Source organism: Bradyrhizobium sp. LeoB3 (genome assembly GCF_055456055.1).
This window is the reverse complement of sequence record NZ_JBVBEF010000030.1, coordinates 55,880-73,378: the sequence shown is the minus strand read 5'-3', so window position 1 is coordinate 73,378 and position 17,499 is coordinate 55,880. Positions and strand designations below refer to the sequence as shown.

At 64.0% G+C, this 17,499-nt stretch carries 16 protein-coding genes; 7 read left to right on the top strand and 9 right to left on the bottom strand.

Features of this window, described 5'->3' with window-relative positions; all coding sequences use genetic code 11:
- Positions 1-90 precede the first annotated feature (90 nt).
- Positions 91-282 (top strand): hypothetical protein, encoded by a 192-nt coding sequence (locus ACZXDY_RS20555; RefSeq protein WP_028166120.1) that lies wholly within the window; start codon positions 91-93, stop codon positions 280-282.
- A gap of 217 nt (positions 283-499) precedes the next feature.
- On the top strand, positions 500-1,462 hold the full coding sequence (locus tag ACZXDY_RS20550) for a D-2-hydroxyacid dehydrogenase family protein (RefSeq protein ID WP_464346740.1): 963 nt from the start codon (positions 500-502) through the stop codon (positions 1,460-1,462).
- On the opposite strand, the gene ACZXDY_RS20545 is transcribed toward ACZXDY_RS20550, so the two are convergent.
- Positions 1,463-2,440 carry a sugar-binding transcriptional regulator gene (locus ACZXDY_RS20545; protein WP_464346739.1) on the bottom strand — a complete coding sequence of 326 codons (978 nt, stop codon included), beginning with the start codon at positions 2,438-2,440 and terminating at the stop codon, positions 1,463-1,465. It abuts the gene before it with no gap.
- 114 nt (positions 2,441-2,554) lie between these two features.
- Between ACZXDY_RS20545 and ACZXDY_RS20540 the strand changes: the two genes are divergently transcribed.
- A complete protein-coding gene (locus ACZXDY_RS20540) occupies positions 2,555-3,760 on the top strand; it encodes an ABC transporter substrate-binding protein (protein WP_464346738.1) in 1,206 nt (401 codons plus the stop codon).
- Complete coding sequence (locus ACZXDY_RS20535) at positions 3,760-5,070, top strand: amidase (RefSeq protein WP_464346737.1); 1,311 nt, start codon at positions 3,760-3,762, stop codon at positions 5,068-5,070. The genes ACZXDY_RS20540 and ACZXDY_RS20535 overlap by 1 nt, the downstream gene beginning before the upstream one ends.
- A 16-nt stretch (positions 5,071-5,086) precedes the next feature.
- On the opposite strand, the gene ACZXDY_RS20530 is transcribed toward ACZXDY_RS20535, so the two are convergent.
- Positions 5,087-6,055, bottom strand: coding sequence for an NAD-dependent epimerase/dehydratase family protein (locus ACZXDY_RS20530; protein ID WP_464346736.1), 969 nt, complete (start codon positions 6,053-6,055; stop codon positions 5,087-5,089).
- A gap of 137 nt (positions 6,056-6,192) precedes the next feature.
- A complete protein-coding gene (locus ACZXDY_RS20525; RefSeq protein WP_464346750.1) occupies positions 6,193-7,404 on the bottom strand; it encodes a L,D-transpeptidase in 1,212 nt (403 codons plus the stop codon).
- A gap of 306 nt (positions 7,405-7,710) precedes the next feature.
- Between ACZXDY_RS20525 and ACZXDY_RS20520 the strand changes: the two genes are divergently transcribed.
- Positions 7,711-8,487: a hypothetical protein gene (locus tag ACZXDY_RS20520; protein WP_464346735.1), complete on the top strand. Its 777-nt coding sequence runs from the start codon at positions 7,711-7,713 to the stop codon at positions 8,485-8,487.
- A gap of 10 nt (positions 8,488-8,497) precedes the next feature.
- On the opposite strand, the gene sseA is transcribed toward ACZXDY_RS20520, so the two are convergent.
- The 3 genes from sseA to ACZXDY_RS20505 form a co-directional block, all read right to left on the bottom strand.
- Entirely contained in the window at positions 8,498-9,355 is an 858-nt protein-coding gene (gene sseA, locus ACZXDY_RS20515; RefSeq protein ID WP_464346734.1) for a 3-mercaptopyruvate sulfurtransferase, read from the bottom strand.
- 128 nt (positions 9,356-9,483) lie between these two features.
- The gene (locus tag ACZXDY_RS20510) at positions 9,484-9,897 is read right to left on the bottom strand and encodes a rhodanese-like domain-containing protein (protein WP_464346733.1); all 414 of its coding nucleotides are present in this window, start codon (positions 9,895-9,897) and stop codon (positions 9,484-9,486) included.
- Positions 9,898-10,030: 133 nt separating this feature from the next.
- Positions 10,031-11,206, bottom strand: a complete 1,176-nt coding sequence (locus ACZXDY_RS20505) for a vWA domain-containing protein (RefSeq protein ID WP_028166113.1) — start codon at positions 11,204-11,206, stop codon at positions 10,031-10,033.
- Positions 11,207-11,435: 229 nt separating this feature from the next.
- Here ACZXDY_RS20505 and ACZXDY_RS20500 point away from each other — a divergent pair, with 229 nt between their 5' ends.
- Both ACZXDY_RS20500 and ACZXDY_RS20495 read left to right on the top strand, forming a co-directional pair.
- Positions 11,436-12,278 carry an AAA family ATPase gene (locus ACZXDY_RS20500; RefSeq protein ID WP_028166112.1) on the top strand — a complete coding sequence of 281 codons (843 nt, stop codon included), beginning with the start codon at positions 11,436-11,438 and terminating at the stop codon, positions 12,276-12,278.
- A 77-nt stretch (positions 12,279-12,355) separates the two neighbouring features.
- Positions 12,356-13,858 (top strand): flavin-containing monooxygenase, encoded by a 1,503-nt coding sequence (locus ACZXDY_RS20495; protein WP_464346732.1) that lies wholly within the window; start codon positions 12,356-12,358, stop codon positions 13,856-13,858.
- Between the two features lie 117 nt (positions 13,859-13,975).
- Here the strand turns inward: ACZXDY_RS20495 and ACZXDY_RS20490 are convergent, their stop codons facing one another.
- The 3 genes from ACZXDY_RS20490 to ACZXDY_RS20480 all read right to left on the bottom strand — a co-directional run bounded on the left by ACZXDY_RS20490 (position 13,976) and on the right by ACZXDY_RS20480 (position 17,302).
- Complete coding sequence (locus ACZXDY_RS20490) at positions 13,976-15,619, bottom strand: GMC family oxidoreductase (RefSeq protein ID WP_464346731.1); 1,644 nt, start codon at positions 15,617-15,619, stop codon at positions 13,976-13,978.
- 27 nt (positions 15,620-15,646) lie between these two features.
- The gene (locus ACZXDY_RS20485) at positions 15,647-16,240 is read right to left on the bottom strand and encodes a GNAT family N-acetyltransferase (protein WP_464346730.1); all 594 of its coding nucleotides are present in this window, start codon (positions 16,238-16,240) and stop codon (positions 15,647-15,649) included.
- A gap of 135 nt (positions 16,241-16,375) precedes the next feature.
- Positions 16,376-17,302 carry an SMP-30/gluconolactonase/LRE family protein gene (locus ACZXDY_RS20480; protein WP_464346729.1) on the bottom strand — a complete coding sequence of 309 codons (927 nt, stop codon included), beginning with the start codon at positions 17,300-17,302 and terminating at the stop codon, positions 16,376-16,378.
- Positions 17,303-17,499: the final 197 nt, after the last annotated feature.

The following is a 17,499-nucleotide window of genomic DNA, read 5'->3' as shown; positions in this document are numbered from 1 at the left end:
TTTTAACAAATCGGGCGAAATCTCGTTTTCAGCATCGAAAACGGCATTTTGCGCGAGAAAGCCGCGCATGACCAACATGAGGGCTGTGTCATGGCAACAAGCACGTCCCTGCCCGCCCCGGCGGCCAGCCGCACTGGCCTTACGAAGATTGTCGCCGAATTCCGCACCTTCTGGCGCCAGTTCTTCGCCAGGGCATTCAACCCCTACCGGCCGGAACTGCACTATATGCGCGGACCCGGGCCGGCCTGGCGCGCCAAGCACAGAAGCCGGTTGCGATCATGATCCGATGAGGCGATCGGATCATGATCTCATCTCTTTGTTTGAGCATGATCTTTTCGGAAAACCGGTTTCCACTTTTCCGGATCATGCTCTCAGCCTGTCGGATATTTGAAGCCGGCGTCCCCTGAACTCCGCTTGCGCGACCCAACGATTGCGCGCAACCATAACGATCTCCCCCGACGGTATTCTCGCCGTCCTTTCGCCATGAACGGGTTCATCGATGATGCGGCTGCGCTGTGCAATCCTCGACGACTATTTCGACCTGTCACTTTCGATCGCCGACTGGTCAGAGATCAAGGACCGCGTCGACGTCACCGTGTTCAGGGAGCCGTTTGCGAGCGAGGCGGCTGCCGCGAGCGCGCTTGCCGATTTCGAGATCATCTGCGCGATGCGCGAGCGCACCGCATTTGCGCGCACGCTGTTCGCGGCGCTGCCCAAGCTGAAACTCCTGCTGACATCAGGCATGCGCAATGCCGCGATCGATGTGGACGCCGCCAAGAATCACAAAGTGGTGCTGTGCGGCACGCAATACAGCCGCGACCCGACCGCGGCGCTGACGCTCGGCCTGATCCTGGAACTCACCCGCGGCATCGGCCGGGAAAACGCGCGGATGCATGCCGGCGAGCCCTGGCAGACCTTTGCCGGCGTCGAGATCGAGGGCCGCACGCTCGGCGTGGTGGGGCTCGGCAAGCTCGGCAGTCGGGTGGCGAAGCTCGCGCAGGCGTTCGGCATGAACGTCATCGCCTGGAGCCCCAACCTGACGGCCGAGAAATGCAAGGAGGCCGGCGTCGGCTATGCCAGCAAGGAGGAATTGTTTGCGACCGCCGACATCGTCACCATCCATGTGGTGCTGAGCGAGCGCTCGCGCGGCCTGGTGGGTGCCGCCGATCTCGCACGGATGAAGCCGACGGCCTATCTCGTCAACACCGCGCGCGGGCCGATCGTCGACGAGAACGCGCTGCTGGAGGTTCTCACGCAAAAGAAGATCGCGGGCGCCGGCATCGATGTGTTCTCGGTCGAGCCGCTGCCGGTCGACCATCCCTTCCGCAGGCTCGACAACCTTGTGCTCACCCCGCATCTCGGCTACGCGACCCAGGAGAGCCTCGGCATCCACTACGGCCAGATGGTCGAGTGTATCGATGCCTGGACCAAGGGCAGCGAACCTCCGCGCCGACTGGCTTGATCACCGTTCTTCGCAAAGGGCGGTCGCGACCCGTTCGTCCGTGATCAGGATGTCGGCGAGCCCGGCGCGGATTGCCGCGCTGATGATCGGGAGCTTCTGAAGACCGCCGGCGGCAAGGATGCGCTCGCGTACCGCCTTCAGATCGCTCATCGGCGGATGGATCACGCGCTGGGTCAGGGGATGCGTCACCGCGTTGCCGTCCTTGTCGAGATAGTGGCCGCAAATATCTCCGACCGCGCCGGCGTCGCGCAGCGATTGCCACGTCTCGCGCGATATCACGCCATATTCCAGCGCTTTCGATTGTTCGGACAGATCAATGGCGCTGAACAAGGCGATATCCAGCCCTGCTACCATTGCGAGAACCGAGCGCACCGGCTCACTGGAAACCAGCGCATCACGGAGCTGTGCCGTTGCCGCGAACATCGGCGCGGTCACGTAGTAGCATGTCGCACCCAACGCGCGCGCCATCATCGCTGCGTTGTCGTAAGGATTGATCGCCGTGCTTTCGGCAAGCCCGCCGCACAACAGGACGACACGGCAGCCGTCGCCGGAAAGGCGCCGCAGATTTTGTGCGGCCACGTTGATTGTGCCACCCCAGGTGATGCCGAGAGTCCCGGCGGGCGGCAGGTGCTCGGAGATATAGTGGCCGGCGGCGGCGCCGACGAGGTTACGGACGTCAGTGTCGCCAATCGGCGCGGGCACGACGATGGCGCCTCGCAGCTTGAAACGTGCAGCGAGGCGGGCCTCAAGTTCACTGCAAGGACCGAAGGGACTGGCAATTGAGATCTGGACGACGCCGCGCTCCCGCGCCTCTCCGAGGATCTGGTTGACCCGCTTCCGCGTGATTTTCAGATGCTGCGCGATGACGTCCTGGGTCTGCCCCTCCTTGTAGTAGTGCCAGCAGATGCGGGCGACCAATGCGTCCCCGTTCTCCACTTCCGGCCCGAACGTTTCGATTTCCGTCGCCTGTCTGGTCACGCTGTCCCTCATCGAATCTTCGTCACTAGCCAATAATCACATATGTACCAACATTGTCACATATGTGCAGCAGCGGATTGTTAGGCTCCGCCGCACCTCACGCGGAGCAGCGAAATGTACCGGAAAATCCTGATTTCAATTGCACTTAGCTCAATACTCACGTCGCCGGCCTTCTCTCAGTTCTCGGACAACAAGGTCGTCATCGGGGTCATGGGCGATCAAAGCGGCGTAGTCTCCGATGTCGGCGGGCCGGGCTCGATCAAGGCCGCGCGAATGGCCGTTGCCGATTTTGGCGGCTCGATCGACGGGGTCCCGGTCGAGATCATCACCGCTGATCATCAGAACAAGCCGGATGTCGCCTCAGCCATCGCACGCGAGTGGTTTGACCGGCAAGGCGTCGACGCCGTTGTCGACCTGCCCCATTCGGGCGCGGTGTTCGCGCTGATGACGATCGCGACCGAGAAGAAGCGGTCGCTCCTGGTATCGGGTGCCGCTAGCGTCGAGATCACCGGCGGACGCTGCTCGCCCTACGTGACCCATTGGACCGACGATACTTACGCACTGGCGCGCGGCACGGCTGCGGCGCTGACCGAGCAGGGGCAGAAGTCCTGGTTCTTCCTCACCGCCGACTACGCGTTCGGCCACGACCTGGAGAAAGACGCCAGCGCCGTGGTGCAGGAGCGCGGCGGCAAGGTGCTCGGCAGCGCGCGCCATCCGCTCAACACAGCCGATTTCGCCTCGCTGTTGCTACGTGCCCAGAGCACGAACGCGCAGGTCGTCGCGCTCGCGAGCGCCGGCGCCGACACCGTCAATGCGATCAAGCAGGCCGGCCAGTTCGACATCATGCGCACGCAGAAGATCGCAGCGCTCCACGCTTTCGTCACCGATGTCCACAGCCTCGGCCTCGAAGCGGCGCAGGGGCTGATCATCACCACGGGATTCTATTGGGATGACAGCGACGGCACCCGCGACTTCGCGCAGCGCTTCTTCAAGGAACACGGCCGAATGCCGACCCGCGAACAAGCCGGCGTCTATTCCGGCGTGCTGCATTTCCTGAAGGCCGCGAGAAGCGCCAAAAGCGACGATGCCGCGATCGTCAATGCCGAGATGCGCCAGCTTCCGGTCGATCGGTTCGGGCGGCAGGCTGTCGTGCAGCAGAACGGCCGCCTCGCCTATGATCTCGGCGTCTATCGCGTGAAATCGCCGGCGGCGAGCCGGCAGCCCTGGGACTATTACGAGCGGATCGCCACCGTTCCCGCCGCGACCGCGTTCCGCCCGGCCGCCGAATCGGGCTGCAGCATCACAGCCTCGGTTCGATGATGACCGGCTCTGTGCTTCCAAACCACCTGTCGGCCAGCATGCTGGCCGACAGGATCAAGCGGGGCGAGACAAGCGCGCTCGATTTGATGAATGCCTGCCTGGACCGGATCGCCGCGCGTGAGCCCGACGTCAGGGCGTGGGCTTTCCTCGATGCGGAGCGGGCGCGCGAAGAGGCGCGGCGTGCCGACGAGCACCGTGCATCAGGTGGGCCGCTCGGCGCACTGCACGGCCTGCCGATCGGGGTGAAAGACGTATTCGACACCGCCGACATGCCGTCCGAATATGGCAGCGAGACGCTTCGCGGCCGGCGGCCAAACGCCGATGCGGATGCGGTGGCGGCACTGCGCCGCGCCGGTGCAATCATTGTCGGCAAGACCGCGACATCCGAATTCGGGATGTACCATCCGAGCCCGACCCGCAATCCTCAGGACCTGTCGCGCTCGCCGGGCGTGTCGTCGGCGGGTTCTGCCGCCGCCGTCGTCGACCACATGGTGCCGCTGGCGCTCGGCACGCAACACACCGCTTCGACCACCCTCCCCGCCTCGTTTTGCGGCGCGTTCGCGTTCAAACCCTCGTTGGGTTTCACCTCAATGGCGGGATCGAACGTGCTGGTGCCGCGCATGGCGCATCTCGGCCTGTTGGCCCGCTCGATCGGAGACTTGTGCCTTTTCGCCGGCGCGTTCGATTCCGCGTTAGCGGCTGTCCAGCCTGCGGCCTCCGCGCCCCGTCTTGGCGTGGTCAAGGGGCCAGGCTGGAAGCTGATCGACGACAACGCGGGGAAGACATTCGAGACATTCATCCAGTCACTGCCGACCGCGACCGTCGAGGTCGAACTCCCACTTGAATTCGATCAGGCACTTGATGTCACCTTCGGGCTGCTCAACGCGCATCTTGCTTATCGTTTCGGCTCGGAGCCGACTGAGACCATCCGCCGCTATTGCGCGCCGCTGCAGCGGGGTATCGAAGCCGGCCACACCATCAGCGCGGCAAGCTACCTTACGTTCGATGCGCAGGCCGACCGTCTCGTTGAACTGGCCTCGCGTATGTTCATCCAACATGATGCGTTGATCACCCTGTCGGCGCCGGGCGAGGCGACCCGGCTGGAAGATGGGCCGGGCTCCGGTGTCATGTCGATGCCATGGAGCCTCTGCGGTCTGCCGACCGTTTCGCTGCCACTGCTCAGAGGCCATCAGGGACTTCCAATCGGCGTCCAGCTCATCGGCGCTCGCGGGCGCGATCGTGACTTGTTGCGCATCGCCGGTTGGCTCGAGAATGCAACCCGCGAAAGCGCTGATGAGGCGGAAGTCTGAGCGTCGCATCACCAGCTCAAGCGGCAGCGCTGTGGCCACTGGAGTGCCCGACGATTTCGGCACAGCCGGTGCGCCAGGACGGATGCGCCGGGTGCCAGCCGAGTTCGCGCCTGGCTTTGACGTTCAAGCCCGCCCGCACCTCGGTCATCATCGCCACCACATGTTCGCCGGCGAGCAATCGGCCGAGCCAGATGGGCACATGGAATGGCGGCTTAGCGCCGACGATCGCCGCAAGCGCCGGCAGCCATTCGCTGACTTCCGCGGGCTCATCGTCAACGATGTTGTAGATATTGCCGGCCTCGCCGCGCTCGATGGCGGCAACGGTGGCGGATGCCGCGTCGGCGACATGAATGAAAGACCACCAGCCGCCACCATCGCCGATCATCGGCACGCGGCGGCGCCGCAATTGATCGATCATCGCCCGCGACAGTATGCCGGTGTCGGGACCGTAGAACGATCCGTATCGGAGCACGATTCCTTCCGGCTGATCCGAGCCGGTGACGGCGCGCTCCAGATGCTGGATCGCTTCCAGCGTGCGTCGAAGTTCCTGCGGCGGATCGGGATCGAGCGGATCGGCCTCGGTTTTGACAGGTGCACCGGTTCGGCCATAGGTCCAGCCACAGAAGCTTTGCGCGACGAAACGCCTGACACCGGCTTCGCGCGCGGCCGCCAGCAGGCAATCGGTGCCGAGCGTGCGCAGCCGGTTGGTGACAGCGAAGGCGCGATCGAAATGGCGGAGATCGGTAACATCGGCGAGGTCGGTCATCTCGTGGACGATCACCTCGGGCTGCTTCGCAATGACCGCCGCGCGGACAGCCTCTGCATCGAGGCCATCGACGATGACGGGCTCGACGCCCATCTGCCCGATCGCCTCGGCTTTCGCTGCTGTTCGCGTCGTGCCGATCACCGAATGGCCGGCCCGGATCAGGGCGGGAACGAGTTGTCGGCCAATAGCGCCGGTGGCGCCTGCAACAAGGATGCGCATGGCATTGTCCCACGTCGGTTGCAGCCCTCTGGCACGTAATCCAGCCGAACACGAATTCAAGCGCGGGAATTTGACAGAAGCGCAAAACACAAAAGGCGCGCTGTTCGCGCGCCTTTTGATGTTGGACTGTAATCGCCCTAGCGGATCGTGACCGGGGCCGGCAGCGGCGGCACCGTGGTCGGCTGGGTGCCCGGCAGCGGCGCGGCGGCCTGCGCCTGGGTCGGCGCTGGGGCGGCCGCAACGGGCCCGCCCGGCGGCGGCGCAGCAGAGGCGGTGGCGGTTCCAGGCGGCGGACCACCCGGCAGCACCACGACGCGGGTGCCGACCTTCACGCGCTCGAAGAGGTCGGAGACGTCCTCATTCAGCATGCCGATGCAGCCGGAAGAGACGAACTTGCCGATCGTCGAGGGCTGGTTGGTGCCGTGGATGCGGTACACGGTCGAGCCGAGATACATCGCGCGCGCGCCGAGCGGATTGCCGGGGCCGCCGGCCATGAAGCGCGGCAGGTAGGGCTGACGCTCGATCATCTCGGTCGGCGGATACCAGTCCGGCCACTCCGCCTTGCGGCTGATCTTCTGCACGCCGGTCCAGGTGAAGCCATCGCGGCCGACGCGAACGCCGTAGCGCATCGCGCGGCCGCCGCCCAGGATGTAATAGAGGTAGGTGTTCGACGTATCGACCACGATGGTGCCTGGCGGCTCCTTGGTCGCGAACGAGACTTCCTGGCGGCGTAGGTTCGGCGGCAATTGCACGGGAGCGGCCTCGGGCTGCTCCTCCGGCGGCAGCGCCGCGACCGTCATCGGCCTGCCGTCGCTGCCGACCTGAGGCTGCTGTGACACGGCGCCGGTGACGGCGGGCGCACCACCCGCCGCGCCCACCGACTCCGGCGGACGCATGGCGCGATCATCGGGATAGTTGTAACTCTGCGCCGGCCCTTGGGGACGATCGGCATAGATCACCGCCGGCGGCCCCGCCGGACGGCCATAGCGCGGATCATCCGGCGACATGACCGGGCCGGTCGGCACGGTCCGATCCGAATAGACCGGCGGGGGCGCGCCCATCGGGCGGCCATACCGGGGATCGTTGGGCGAAAGCACTGGTCCGGGCGGCGACAGCGACGCCGAACTCTGGCCGTTCAGCGCCTCGTCGTCCTCCTCAAAGACATCGAAATCCGACGGCCGGCGGTCGTCGCGCACGTAGCCGGGGGGCGGCGGCGGATACGAGCCCTGAGGAGCGGAATAGACTGGACCTGGCCCTGCGGGGTAGCCCTGCTGCGCCTGCGCAACCGAAGTTCCTGCCGCGCCGAGCGCTGCGGCAGCACAAATCGTCAGAATGCGGTTGATCATCATCGCTCTTGTATAGTCCCCAAGCCACACCGGACCGTTAACGGCACTTGAAGGAAGATAGCGGCGCATTCAAGACAATTCCGCGAAATCCGGGCCGAATCGGTCATTTTGTGATTGGGCAGTGATCGCTGCGGCAAAGATGCCTCACCGTCAGGGAAAAGTTATTCTGGGGGACTACGGGCGTCATTGCTTTGACATTGGTTGCGATATCCTCGAATCGGTCTGATTCGCTGCCCGCGAGCGGCTTCCCTGTGATCACCGCGTTTCCTCTGGCTCAACAGAACACTTCGGCAAAGACGGAACCGCGCCATGCTTCCCGGCCTTCGTTTCCTGTTCGCGGCAATCGTGCTGTCGACGTCGGTCCTGATCTTCGGACTTGGCGCTGCCGCGCTGCTCCGGGCTGCCCATGAGGAAGTCGCGAGCATCCCGGCGCGACGCAGCCCGCCGGAGCCCGTCTTCGCGCAAGCCCAAACACAAGTTCAAGCGAAGCCGCCGACGCTCGCCATGCTGCGCGTCGAGGCGCCCGTAGCAGAGACAACAGAGAAGGCGCCGGACAGCGCCGAGACCTCCCCTGCTCCGACCGCAGCAACCGCCGATGCTCCCGCGCCGGCCGAGCCCGAGCAGATGGCCGCCGTGAAGCCCGAGGAGACTGCCTCAACCGAGACGCCGCCGGCCGAACCGCCTCTAGCAGATGCTCCGGAACCCCAGGCGCCGACGGCGGCAGCCCAGACGGAAACTCGTGCGCCCGCCGAAGAGGCCAAGCCTGCGGCGGTCGCAGAGGTCGCGCCCGCGAACGACGCCGCGCCGGCCGCACCCGAGGCGCCGACCTCAGCGGAAGCGAGTCCGGCGGCGACCAAGATCGCCACCCTGGGCGGCCCCGCGGTCACTGTCGAGCAAACGACATCAGCAAAGAGCGCGGATGCGAAGCCGGATCAAACCGCGGCCAAGAAGCGTGCACGGGCGGAGCGTGCCAGGGAGCGCCGGCGCGTCGCGGCGCAGCAGCAACGCCTGGCGCCGCAGGTTATTCCGCAGCAGCAGACTTTCGATCCGTTCGGCCAGCCGGTGTTCGTGCGCCCCACGCGCTGATCGTCTGCAATCACGCAGGTCCCGTCGCGATCGGCGGCCCGTCCTGCAATCCCCATTCGGCCCAGGAACCGTCATAGAGCGCACTGCCGCGCACGCCGAGGCGATAGAGCGCGAGCGTCAGCACCAGCGCCGACACGCCGGAGCCGCAACTGGTGACGATCGGCTTTGCCGTATCGACGCCGGCGGATGCAAATGCCTTGCGCAATTCATCGAGCGGCTTCATCGCGCCGGTCTTGGGCTCGAACAGGTCGGCATAGGGAACGTTGCGGCTGCCGGGGATGTGCCCGGAACGGCGGCCAGGCCAGGGCTCGACCACGGTGCCCTCGAACCGCGGGCGCGGCCTCGCGTCGATCACCTGCTCCTTCCTGGTCTCGATATTACCGAGCAATTGCTCCTTGCTGCGCACGAAGCTCGGATCGAACCTGGCCTGGAATTTTCCAGGCTTCGGCGTGACGGGCCCGGTTTCCGTCGGCCGCCCCTCGGCCTTCCACTTCTGCAAGCCGCCGTCGAGCACCTTCACGTTCGGATGACCGAACGACAGGAACATCCACCACGCTCGCGGCGCGGCAACCCAGCCGCCGGCATCATAGGCGACCACCGTATCGCCTGAGGAGATGCCGAGCGCGGAGACGTCCTCCGCGAACTGCTCGGCGGCCGGATACATATGCGGGCGCGGATCGCTCTTGTCGGCGATCGCATTGACATCGAAGAACACTGCACCGGGAATGTGGGCGGCGATGAAATCGTCGGCCGGCAACGGCAGCACACCCGGCATCTTGTAGGAGGCGTCGATCACCTTGACCTTGGGATCGCCGAGGTGGGCGGCAAGCCAGTCGGTGGAGACGAGCGGGTCTTCGGTGGTGGTCATCTAGCGATATCCTTCAGCTTGCGTCACGGCCGGGCTTGTCCCGGCCATCCACGTCTTCGCCTGCGTCGCCCGAGGGCGTGGATGCCCGGGACAAGCCCGGGCATGACGGTGGTGGCGGTGGCGACCACCTAGTCTTTCTTCTTCGGCTCCCACTTCTCGATCGGGCCGCCCGCATCGCGCCAGGCGGCGAAACCGCCGCCCATATGGGCGACCGGCTTCAGCCCCATGTCCTGCGCGGTCTTCGCAGCCAGGGCCGAGCGCATGCCGCCGGCGCAATGGAAGATGAACTTCTTGTCCTCTTGGAAGATCGGCTTGGCGTAGGGGCTCGCCGGATCGATCCAGAACTCGAGCATGCCGCGGGTGCACGAGAAGGCGCCGGGGATCTTGCCGTCGCGCTCGATCTCGCGGGGATCGCGGATGTCGACGATCACGACATCGTCGTCCGGGAGGATCTTGATCGCATCGGCGGCGCTGACGGTCTCGATCTCGGCATTGGCTTCGTCCATCATCTGCTTGATGCCGCGGTGAATGGTCTGGGGCATGGGCTCTCCCTTGGTTGTTGTTTGTCATTCCGGGGCGATGCGTAAGCATCGAACCCGGAATCTATTCCTCCGCCGGCGCAAGTGGCTAAATGGATTCCGGGCTCGTCCTTCGGACGCCCCGGAATGACGAGAGCTATCGTACCAGTTCCTTCATCGCATTCTCCAGACCTTCGATCGTGATCGGGTACATGCGCTCGGAGAAGATGCGGCGGATGATGGTGGTCGATTCCGAATAGTCCCAGTGCTTCTGCGCCACCGGGTTGAGCCACACCGCGTGCGGATAGGTGCGGATGATGCGATCGAGCCAGATCGAACCGGCCTCCTCGTTCACGTGCTCGACCGAGCCGCCGGGGACCATGATCTCGTAAGGCGACATGGAGGCGTCGCCGACGAACACCACCTTGTAGTCGTGCGGGTACTTGTGCAGCACGTCCCAGGTCGGGGTGCGATCGGTGAAGCGCCGCTTGTTCTGCTTCCAGACGCCCTCATAGAGGCAGTTGTGGAAGTAGAAATATTCCATGTGCTTGAATTCGCTCTTGGCGGCCGAGAACAATTCCTCGACCTGCTCGATATGCGAATCCATCGAGCCGCCGATATCGAAGAACACCAGCACCTTCACCGCATTGCGCCGCTCGGGGCGCATGTGCACGTCGAGATAGCCGTGGTTGGCGGTTTCCTTGATCGTGGTGTCGAGATCGAGCTCGTCGGGGGCGCCGGTGCGGGCGAACTTGCGCAAGCGTCGCAGCGCGACCTTGATGTTGCGGATGCCGAGCTCGACATTGCCGTCGAGATCCTTGAACTCGCGCTTGTCCCACACCTTCACGGCGCGGTTGTTGCGGTTCTTCTCCTGGCCGATGCGGATGCCTTCGGGATTGTAGCCGTGAGCGCCGAACGGCGACGTGCCGGCGGTGCCGATCCACTTGTTGCCGCCCTGGTGCCGGCCCTTCTGTTCCTCAAGCCGCTTGCGCAACGTCTCCATGAGCTTGTCCCAGCCCATGGCTTCGATCTGCTTCTTCTCTTCCTCGGTGAGGTATTTTTCCGCGAGCTTCTTCAGCCACTCCTCGGGGATCTCAGCCTTGTCCATGGCATCGAGCAGGCTCTCGAGGCCCTTGAAAACGGTTCCGAAGACGCGGTCGAACTTGTCGAGGTTGCGCTCGTCCTTCACCAGCGCCGAGCGCGACAAATAATAGAAATTCTCGACGCTCTGCTCGGCGAGGTCGGCGTCGAGCGCCTCCATCAGCGTCAGATATTCACGCAAGGTCACAGGGACCTGGGCATCGCGCAGCGATGTGAAGAATTGCAGGAACATGTTCCATAGATTGCCCGCCGGGGTCGCGCCGTCAAGGGCACACGGGGTCTTTAGGACAGCATTACGGGTTCGCCACGAAGGTGTGAGCGTCATTCTGCAAGGCGGAAACGGCCCGCCTAAATTCGAGGCGGTAGCGATGACCTCAGTTGCGTTCAGACGCTGGAATCCACGCTAGACCTGCTTGGTTTTTCCATTAGTATCAAATTGAAACTCATTCTGACGGGGTAGTATGAAATTCACCGGTACCAAGGATTATGTCGCCACCGATGACCTCAAAGTCGCTGTCAACGCCGCCATCGTGCTGGAGCGCCCGCTTCTGGTGAAGGGCGAGCCCGGCACCGGCAAGACGGTGCTGGCCGAGGAAGTCGCCAAGGCGCTCGATGCACCGCTTCTGACCTGGCACATCAAGTCCACCACCAAGGCGCAGCAGGGCCTCTACGAATATGATGCGGTGTCGCGATTGCGCGACAGCCAACTCGGCGATGCGCGCGTCTCGGATATCAAGAACTACATCAAGCGCGGCAAATTGTGGGAAGCCTTCACCAACGAGAAGCGCCCGGTGCTCTTGATCGACGAGATCGATAAGGCCGATATCGAATTCCCCAACGATCTCTTGCTCGAGCTCGATCGCATGGAGTTTTTCGTCTACGAGACCGGCGAGAGCATCAAGGCCAAGCTCCGCCCGATCGTGATGATCACCTCCAACAACGAGAAGGAGTTGCCGGACGCCTTCTTGCGCCGCTGCTTCTTCCACTACATCAAGTTCCCCGATGCGGACACGATGGAAAAGATCGTCGACGTGCATTTCCCCGGCATTAAGAGGCGCCTGGTGGAAGAAGCCTTGCGCATCTTCTTCGAGGTGCGGGAAGTGCCGGGCCTGAAGAAGAAGCCTTCGACCTCCGAATTGCTCGACTGGCTGAAGCTGCTGCTGAACGAGGACATCACGCCGGAAATGCTGCGGGAGCGCGATCCGCGCAAGCTGATCCCGCCGCTACATGGCGCACTGCTCAAGAACGAACAGGACGTGCACCTGTTCGAGCGGCTGGCCTTCCTGAGCCGCCGCGAAGTCTGACGTGACGATTTCCGAAGCGCCGGGAGCACCCCGGCGCTTCGTGCCTATACCAACAAAACAACAAACGAGCAGGGAAGATGAACGTCCAAACGCAGATTCGCGCTGCCGAGCCCGTCACATCTGAGCATTTCGACGTCCTGATCGTGGGCGCCGGAATTTCCGGAGTCGGAGCCGCCTACCACCTGACCACGCAATGCCCCGGGACCAGCTTCGTCGTGCTGGAGACGCAGAAGACTTTTGGCGGCACCTGGAGCACGCATCGTTATCCGGGCATCCGCTCCGACAGCGACCTGCACACCTTCGGCTATCGCTTCAAGCCCTGGACCAGCGCGCCGATCGCAACCGCCGCAGAGATCCTGAAATATATGGGCGAGGTGATCGAGGAGAACGACCTCGCCCGCCACATCCGCTATCGCCACACCATCACGTCGGCGAAATGGTCGAGCGAGACCAATCTGTGGACCATCGACGCCACGCGGACCGACACCGGCGAGCACTTCCGCTTCACCACCAATTTCTTCTGGATGTGCCAGGGTTACTACCGCCATGCCGAGGGCTATACGCCGGAGTGGAAGGACATGGCCAAGTTCAAGGGCCCGATCGTGCATCCTCAGAAATGGCCCGAGGATCTCGACTACAAGGGCAAGCGCGTCGTCGTGATCGGCTCCGGCGCCACCGCCGCGACGCTGATCCCAGCGATGGCCAAGGACGCCGGCCATGTGACCATGCTGCAGCGCTCGCCGACCTATTTCCGGACCGGCCGCAACGCGATCGAGATCGCGGAGCAACTGCGGCAGTTGCAGGTCGACGAGAAGTGGATTCACGAGATCACCCGCCGCAAGATCCTGTTCGACCAGGATGCCTTCACCCGCAAGACCTTCGAGAAGCCTGAAGAGGCCAAGAAGGATTTGCTGTCGGCGGTGGAAGCCTATCTCGGCAAGGACTACGACATCGCCACCCACTTCACCCCGCGCTACCGCCCGTGGCGGCAGCGCATCGCCTTCATCCCTGATGGCGACCTGTTCCAGGGCATCAAGGCGGGCAAGGCGTCCGTCGTCACCGACGAGATCGAACGCTTCACCGAGAAGGGTATCTTGCTGAAGTCCGGCGGGGAGTTAGAGGCTGACATCATCGTCACTGCGACAGGCTTCAATCTGTGCGCCACCGGCGATATCGAGTTCGAACTCGACGGCAAGCCGCTCGATTTCGCCGATACCGTGACCTATCGCGGCATGATGTTCACGGGCGTACCCAACCTCGTCTGGGTGTTCGGCTATTTCCGCGCGAGCTGGACCCTGCGCGTCGACCTCGTCGCCGACTTCGTCTGCCGCCTGCTCACGCACATGAAGGAAACCGGTGCGAAGAAGGTCACGCCGGCGCTGCGGCCGGAGGACCACAACATGCCGATCCTGCCGTGGATCGACGAAGAAAACTTCAACCCCGGCTACATGCTGCGCGGTATGCACCTGTTGCCCAAGCGCGGCGAAAAGCCGGAATGGCAGCACAATCAGGACTACTGGGCCGAGAAGGACGAGTTTCCGACGATCGATCTGACGGACAAGGCGTTCGTGTACGAGTGAAGGACTTTCCCCTCATGGTGAGGAGGCGCGCAAGCGCCGTCTCGAACCATGAGGCCCCGCCTGTTGCCTCATCCTTCGAGACGCGCTGCGCGCTCCTCAGGATGAGGAGAAACAGCGTCAGGCGTATTCCGCCAGGGCCACGGCGGCCGCCGCCTGCTTGCCGCGGATCATGTCGGAGGCCTTGTCGGCGATCATCATCGTCGAGGCGTTGAGATTGGCCGAGATCATGCGCGGCATGATGGAGGCGTCGACCACGCGCAGGCCCTGCAAGCCGTGGACGCGGAGCTGGTCATCGACCACGGCCCATCTGGCATCCGCCGGACCCATCCGGCAAGTGCAGCCGGGATGGAAGGTCGTCGTGCCGCGCTCGGTCGCAGCCGCGAGGAATTCGTCGTCGGTCTGCACGTTCGGTCCGGGGAAATCCTCGTAGTCGTAGTAAGGCGCAAGCGGCGCCGACTTCAACAGGCGGCGCGCCAGCTTCATGCCGGCGACCACGACGCGGCGATCAAGCTCTTCGACGAGATAGTTGGTCTGGATGATCGGCGGCGCGAACGGATCAGACGAGCGGATGCGGACAAAGCCGCGGCTCTCCGGCCGCTGCTGCCAGGAGGCGACCGTCATGCCGGGCTGATCCTCGAGCTGGCCCTGTACGCCTTCCTTGTAGCTCGCCGGCGTGAAGGTGAGCTGGAGGTCCGAACTCTCCGTGGTCTCGCCCGAATGCCAGAAGCAATAGACCATGGTCGGCGACAGCGACAGCAGGCCGCGCCGCGTCGTTGCCCATTTCAACGCCTCGACCCACAGGCTGAGGCCCCGCCGAAGCTCGTTGATGGTCCGGATGTTCTTCACGCGCGCGACGGAACGCGGCGCGTAATGGTCCTGCAATCCCTCGCCGACACCGGGCAATGCGTGGCGCACCTCGATGCCGTGCGACTGTAACAGCTCCGGCGAGCCGACGCCGGACAATTGCAGGACCTGCGGCGAGTTGTAGGCGCCGCCGGAGAGGATCACTTCCTTGCTGGCTCGCACCTCGACCGGCTCGCCGCCCCGCCCTCCCCGCAAGTAACGCACGCCGACCGCGCGCTTGCCCTCGAAGATGATGCTGGTGACATGCGCATGCGTGCGCACGTCGACGTTCGGCCGCTTCCGCGCCGGATGCAGGAACGCTTTCGCCGCGCTCATGCGCAGGCCGTTCTGGATGGTGCGCTGACAGTAGGACACGCCTTCCTGGATCGCGCCGTTGTAGTCAGGATTGCGCGGAATGCCGAGGCTGACCGCCCCCTCCATGAAGGCCTCGCAGAGCGGGTCCTGCCAGTCCATGGTGGTGACCGTGAGGCTGCCGTCGCGGCCGCGATAGGTCTCGTCGCACTCGCCGACACGACGTTCCATCCGCTTGAAATAGGGCAACACGTCCGGATAGCCCCAGCCGCGGTTGCCGAGCTGCGCCCAGGTGTCGAAGTCCTGGCGCTGGCCGCGGTTGTAGATATGGCCGTTGATGGAGGACGAGCCGCCGAGCGTCTTGCCGCGCGGCGCATAGATGCTGCGGCCGCCGGTCCAAGGGCCCGGCTCCTGCTGGTAGGCCCAGTTGACGCTCTTCATGTGGAACGTCTTGATGAAGCCGGCCGGCAGATGGATATAGGGGTGCCAATCCTTCGGGCCTGCTTCGAGCACGCACACCGTAGTGCCGGCATCCTCGCTCAAGCGGTTGGTAAGAACGCTACCGGCGGAGCCCGCGCCGATGATCACATAATCGAACGTTTCCATCGTCTCGTTTCTGGCGCGGCAGAGCGGCTACCGCGGCTTTTCGTCGAGTTGATAGGTGAGGTGCGCCTTCACCGTCGGCCATTCACTGGCGATAATGCTGTAGACCACGGTGTCGCGCAACGTGCCGTTTGGTGCAATCTGGTGGCTGCGCAGGACGCCGTCCAGCTTGGCGCCGAGCCGCTCGATGCCGCGGCGGCTCTGGTGATTGAAAAAATGCGTGCGGAACTCTACCGCAATGCAATCGAGCGTCTCAAAAGCATGCGTCAGTAACAGCAATTTGCACTGCGTATTGACCGCGCTGCGCTGCACACGCTTCGCGTACCAGGTCGAACCGATCTCGACGCGCCGGTTGAGCGCATCGACATTCATGTAGGTGGTCATGCCCGAGATGGTGGCGGAGGCATCGAACACCGTGAACGGCAGCATCGATCCGGCCGCCTGCAGGCCAAGCCTGCGGTCGATCTCTTTGCGCATGTCTTCAGGCCGAGGGATGAAAGTGTACCAGAGCTTCCAGAGCTCGCCGTCCTTCACGGCCTCAACGAGACCATCGGCGTGATCCGGCGACAGTGGCTCCAGCCGCGCATGCGCGCCGCGAAGGGTGATAGGTTCAAGCCAGGGCATTTCTTCTTCTCCTCATCCCGAGGAGGCCGCATAGCGGCCGTCTCGAGGGATGGGCCACGGGTGACGGCGGGGCCTCATGGTTCGAGACGGCGTTTCACGCCTCCTCACCATGAGGGTTTAGCATCCCATCAGCCATCACTTGTTCAAAAAATTCAGCGGCAGGCCAGGCCGCGCCCAATCCATCGCGATCAGCTCGCCCTTGCCTGACAGCGTGATGTAGGCGGTCTTCAGCTCGGGTCCGCCGAAGGCAATGTTGGTGGTGACGCGGTCGCCGGTCGGCACCTGCTCGACCAGGGTACCATCAGGCGCGATCACGGAGATGCAGCCCGAGACCAGCGTCGCCACGCAGACATTGCCGCTGGCTTCCACCGCGAGCGAATCGAACATCTGGTAGCCGCCGAGCCCGGCAATCGGCTTGCCGCGTTCGCCGCGATAGATCACGTCGCGCGGCTTGACGGTGCCGGGTGCGGAGAGATCGTAGGCCCACAGCCGCGCCGTGGGTGTCTCGGCGATGTAGACCGTGTTCTCGTCCGGCGACAGGCCGATGCCGTTGGCCGGCAGCAGACCATGCACGCCTTCGACGATCTCCTTCATGCCGGGCTTGATGTAGTAGAACGCGCCGACATCCATCTCGCGGGCGCGGCGCTTGCCGAGATCGGAGAACCAGAGTCCGCCATGCTTGTCGAAGACAAGGTCGTTCGGTCCCCTTAAGGCATGCTCGCCGCATTTATCGACGACGGTCTCGACCTTGCCCGACTGCAGATCGACGCGCTGGATCGAGCCACCGATATAGTCTTCCGGCTGCGGCCCCGGCATGATCATGTTGCGCGTCGGGATCCAACTAAAGCCGCCATTGTTGCAGATGTACATCTTGCCGTCAGGGCCGAGCGCCGCGCCATTGGGGCCGCCGGGAATCTGCGCCACCACTTCCTTGCGCCCATCCGGATAGACCCGCGTCAACCGCTTCCCGCGGATTTCGACCAGCACCACCGATCCGTCCGGCATCACCACCGGCCCTTCCGGAAATTCAAGATCGGTGGCAAGAACGCGGATATTGGCCATGAAATCCTCCCGGCTGCTTGTGGCTGCAGGGGGATTTTTGGACCGCCCCACGCAACGTATTGTTGGCGTGAAGTTATGGCAAAGACGCTCCTGCTTGCCAAGCAAGCGCGAAGCAGGGCAGCCTTGCGAGCTGCCGTAGGATGGGTAGAGCGAAAGCGAAACCCATCATCTTGCCCCATCGCATCTGGCGCATTGAT

Excerpts from the sequence above, each read along its gene's own strand:
- ACZXDY_RS20555 (WP_028166120.1), top strand. The coding sequence starts at position 91 with ATGGCAACAAGCACGTCCCTGCCCGCCCCGGCGGCCAGCCGCACTGGC.
- ACZXDY_RS20550 (WP_464346740.1), top strand. The coding sequence starts at position 500 with ATGATGCGGCTGCGCTGTGCAATCCTCGACGACTATTTCGACCTGTCA.
- ACZXDY_RS20540 (WP_464346738.1), top strand. The coding sequence starts at position 2,555 with ATGTACCGGAAAATCCTGATTTCAATTGCACTTAGCTCAATACTCACG.
- ACZXDY_RS20535 (WP_464346737.1), top strand. The coding sequence starts at position 3,760 with ATGACCGGCTCTGTGCTTCCAAACCACCTGTCGGCCAGCATGCTGGCC.
- ACZXDY_RS20530 (WP_464346736.1), bottom strand. The coding sequence starts at position 6,055 with ATGCGCATCCTTGTTGCAGGCGCCACCGGCGCTATTGGCCGACAACTC.
- ACZXDY_RS20525 (WP_464346750.1), bottom strand. The coding sequence starts at position 7,404 with ATGATGATCAACCGCATTCTGACGATTTGTGCTGCCGCAGCGCTCGGC.
- ACZXDY_RS20520 (WP_464346735.1), top strand. The coding sequence starts at position 7,711 with ATGCTTCCCGGCCTTCGTTTCCTGTTCGCGGCAATCGTGCTGTCGACG.
- sseA (WP_464346734.1), bottom strand. The coding sequence starts at position 9,355 with ATGACCACCACCGAAGACCCGCTCGTCTCCACCGACTGGCTTGCCGCC.
- ACZXDY_RS20510 (WP_464346733.1), bottom strand. The coding sequence starts at position 9,897 with ATGCCCCAGACCATTCACCGCGGCATCAAGCAGATGATGGACGAAGCC.
- ACZXDY_RS20505 (WP_028166113.1), bottom strand. The coding sequence starts at position 11,206 with ATGTTCCTGCAATTCTTCACATCGCTGCGCGATGCCCAGGTCCCTGTG.
- ACZXDY_RS20500 (WP_028166112.1), top strand. The coding sequence starts at position 11,436 with ATGAAATTCACCGGTACCAAGGATTATGTCGCCACCGATGACCTCAAA.
- ACZXDY_RS20495 (WP_464346732.1), top strand. The coding sequence starts at position 12,356 with ATGAACGTCCAAACGCAGATTCGCGCTGCCGAGCCCGTCACATCTGAG.
- ACZXDY_RS20490 (WP_464346731.1), bottom strand. The coding sequence starts at position 15,619 with ATGGAAACGTTCGATTATGTGATCATCGGCGCGGGCTCCGCCGGTAGC.
- ACZXDY_RS20485 (WP_464346730.1), bottom strand. The coding sequence starts at position 16,240 with ATGCCCTGGCTTGAACCTATCACCCTTCGCGGCGCGCATGCGCGGCTG.
- ACZXDY_RS20480 (WP_464346729.1), bottom strand. The coding sequence starts at position 17,302 with ATGGCCAATATCCGCGTTCTTGCCACCGATCTTGAATTTCCGGAAGGG.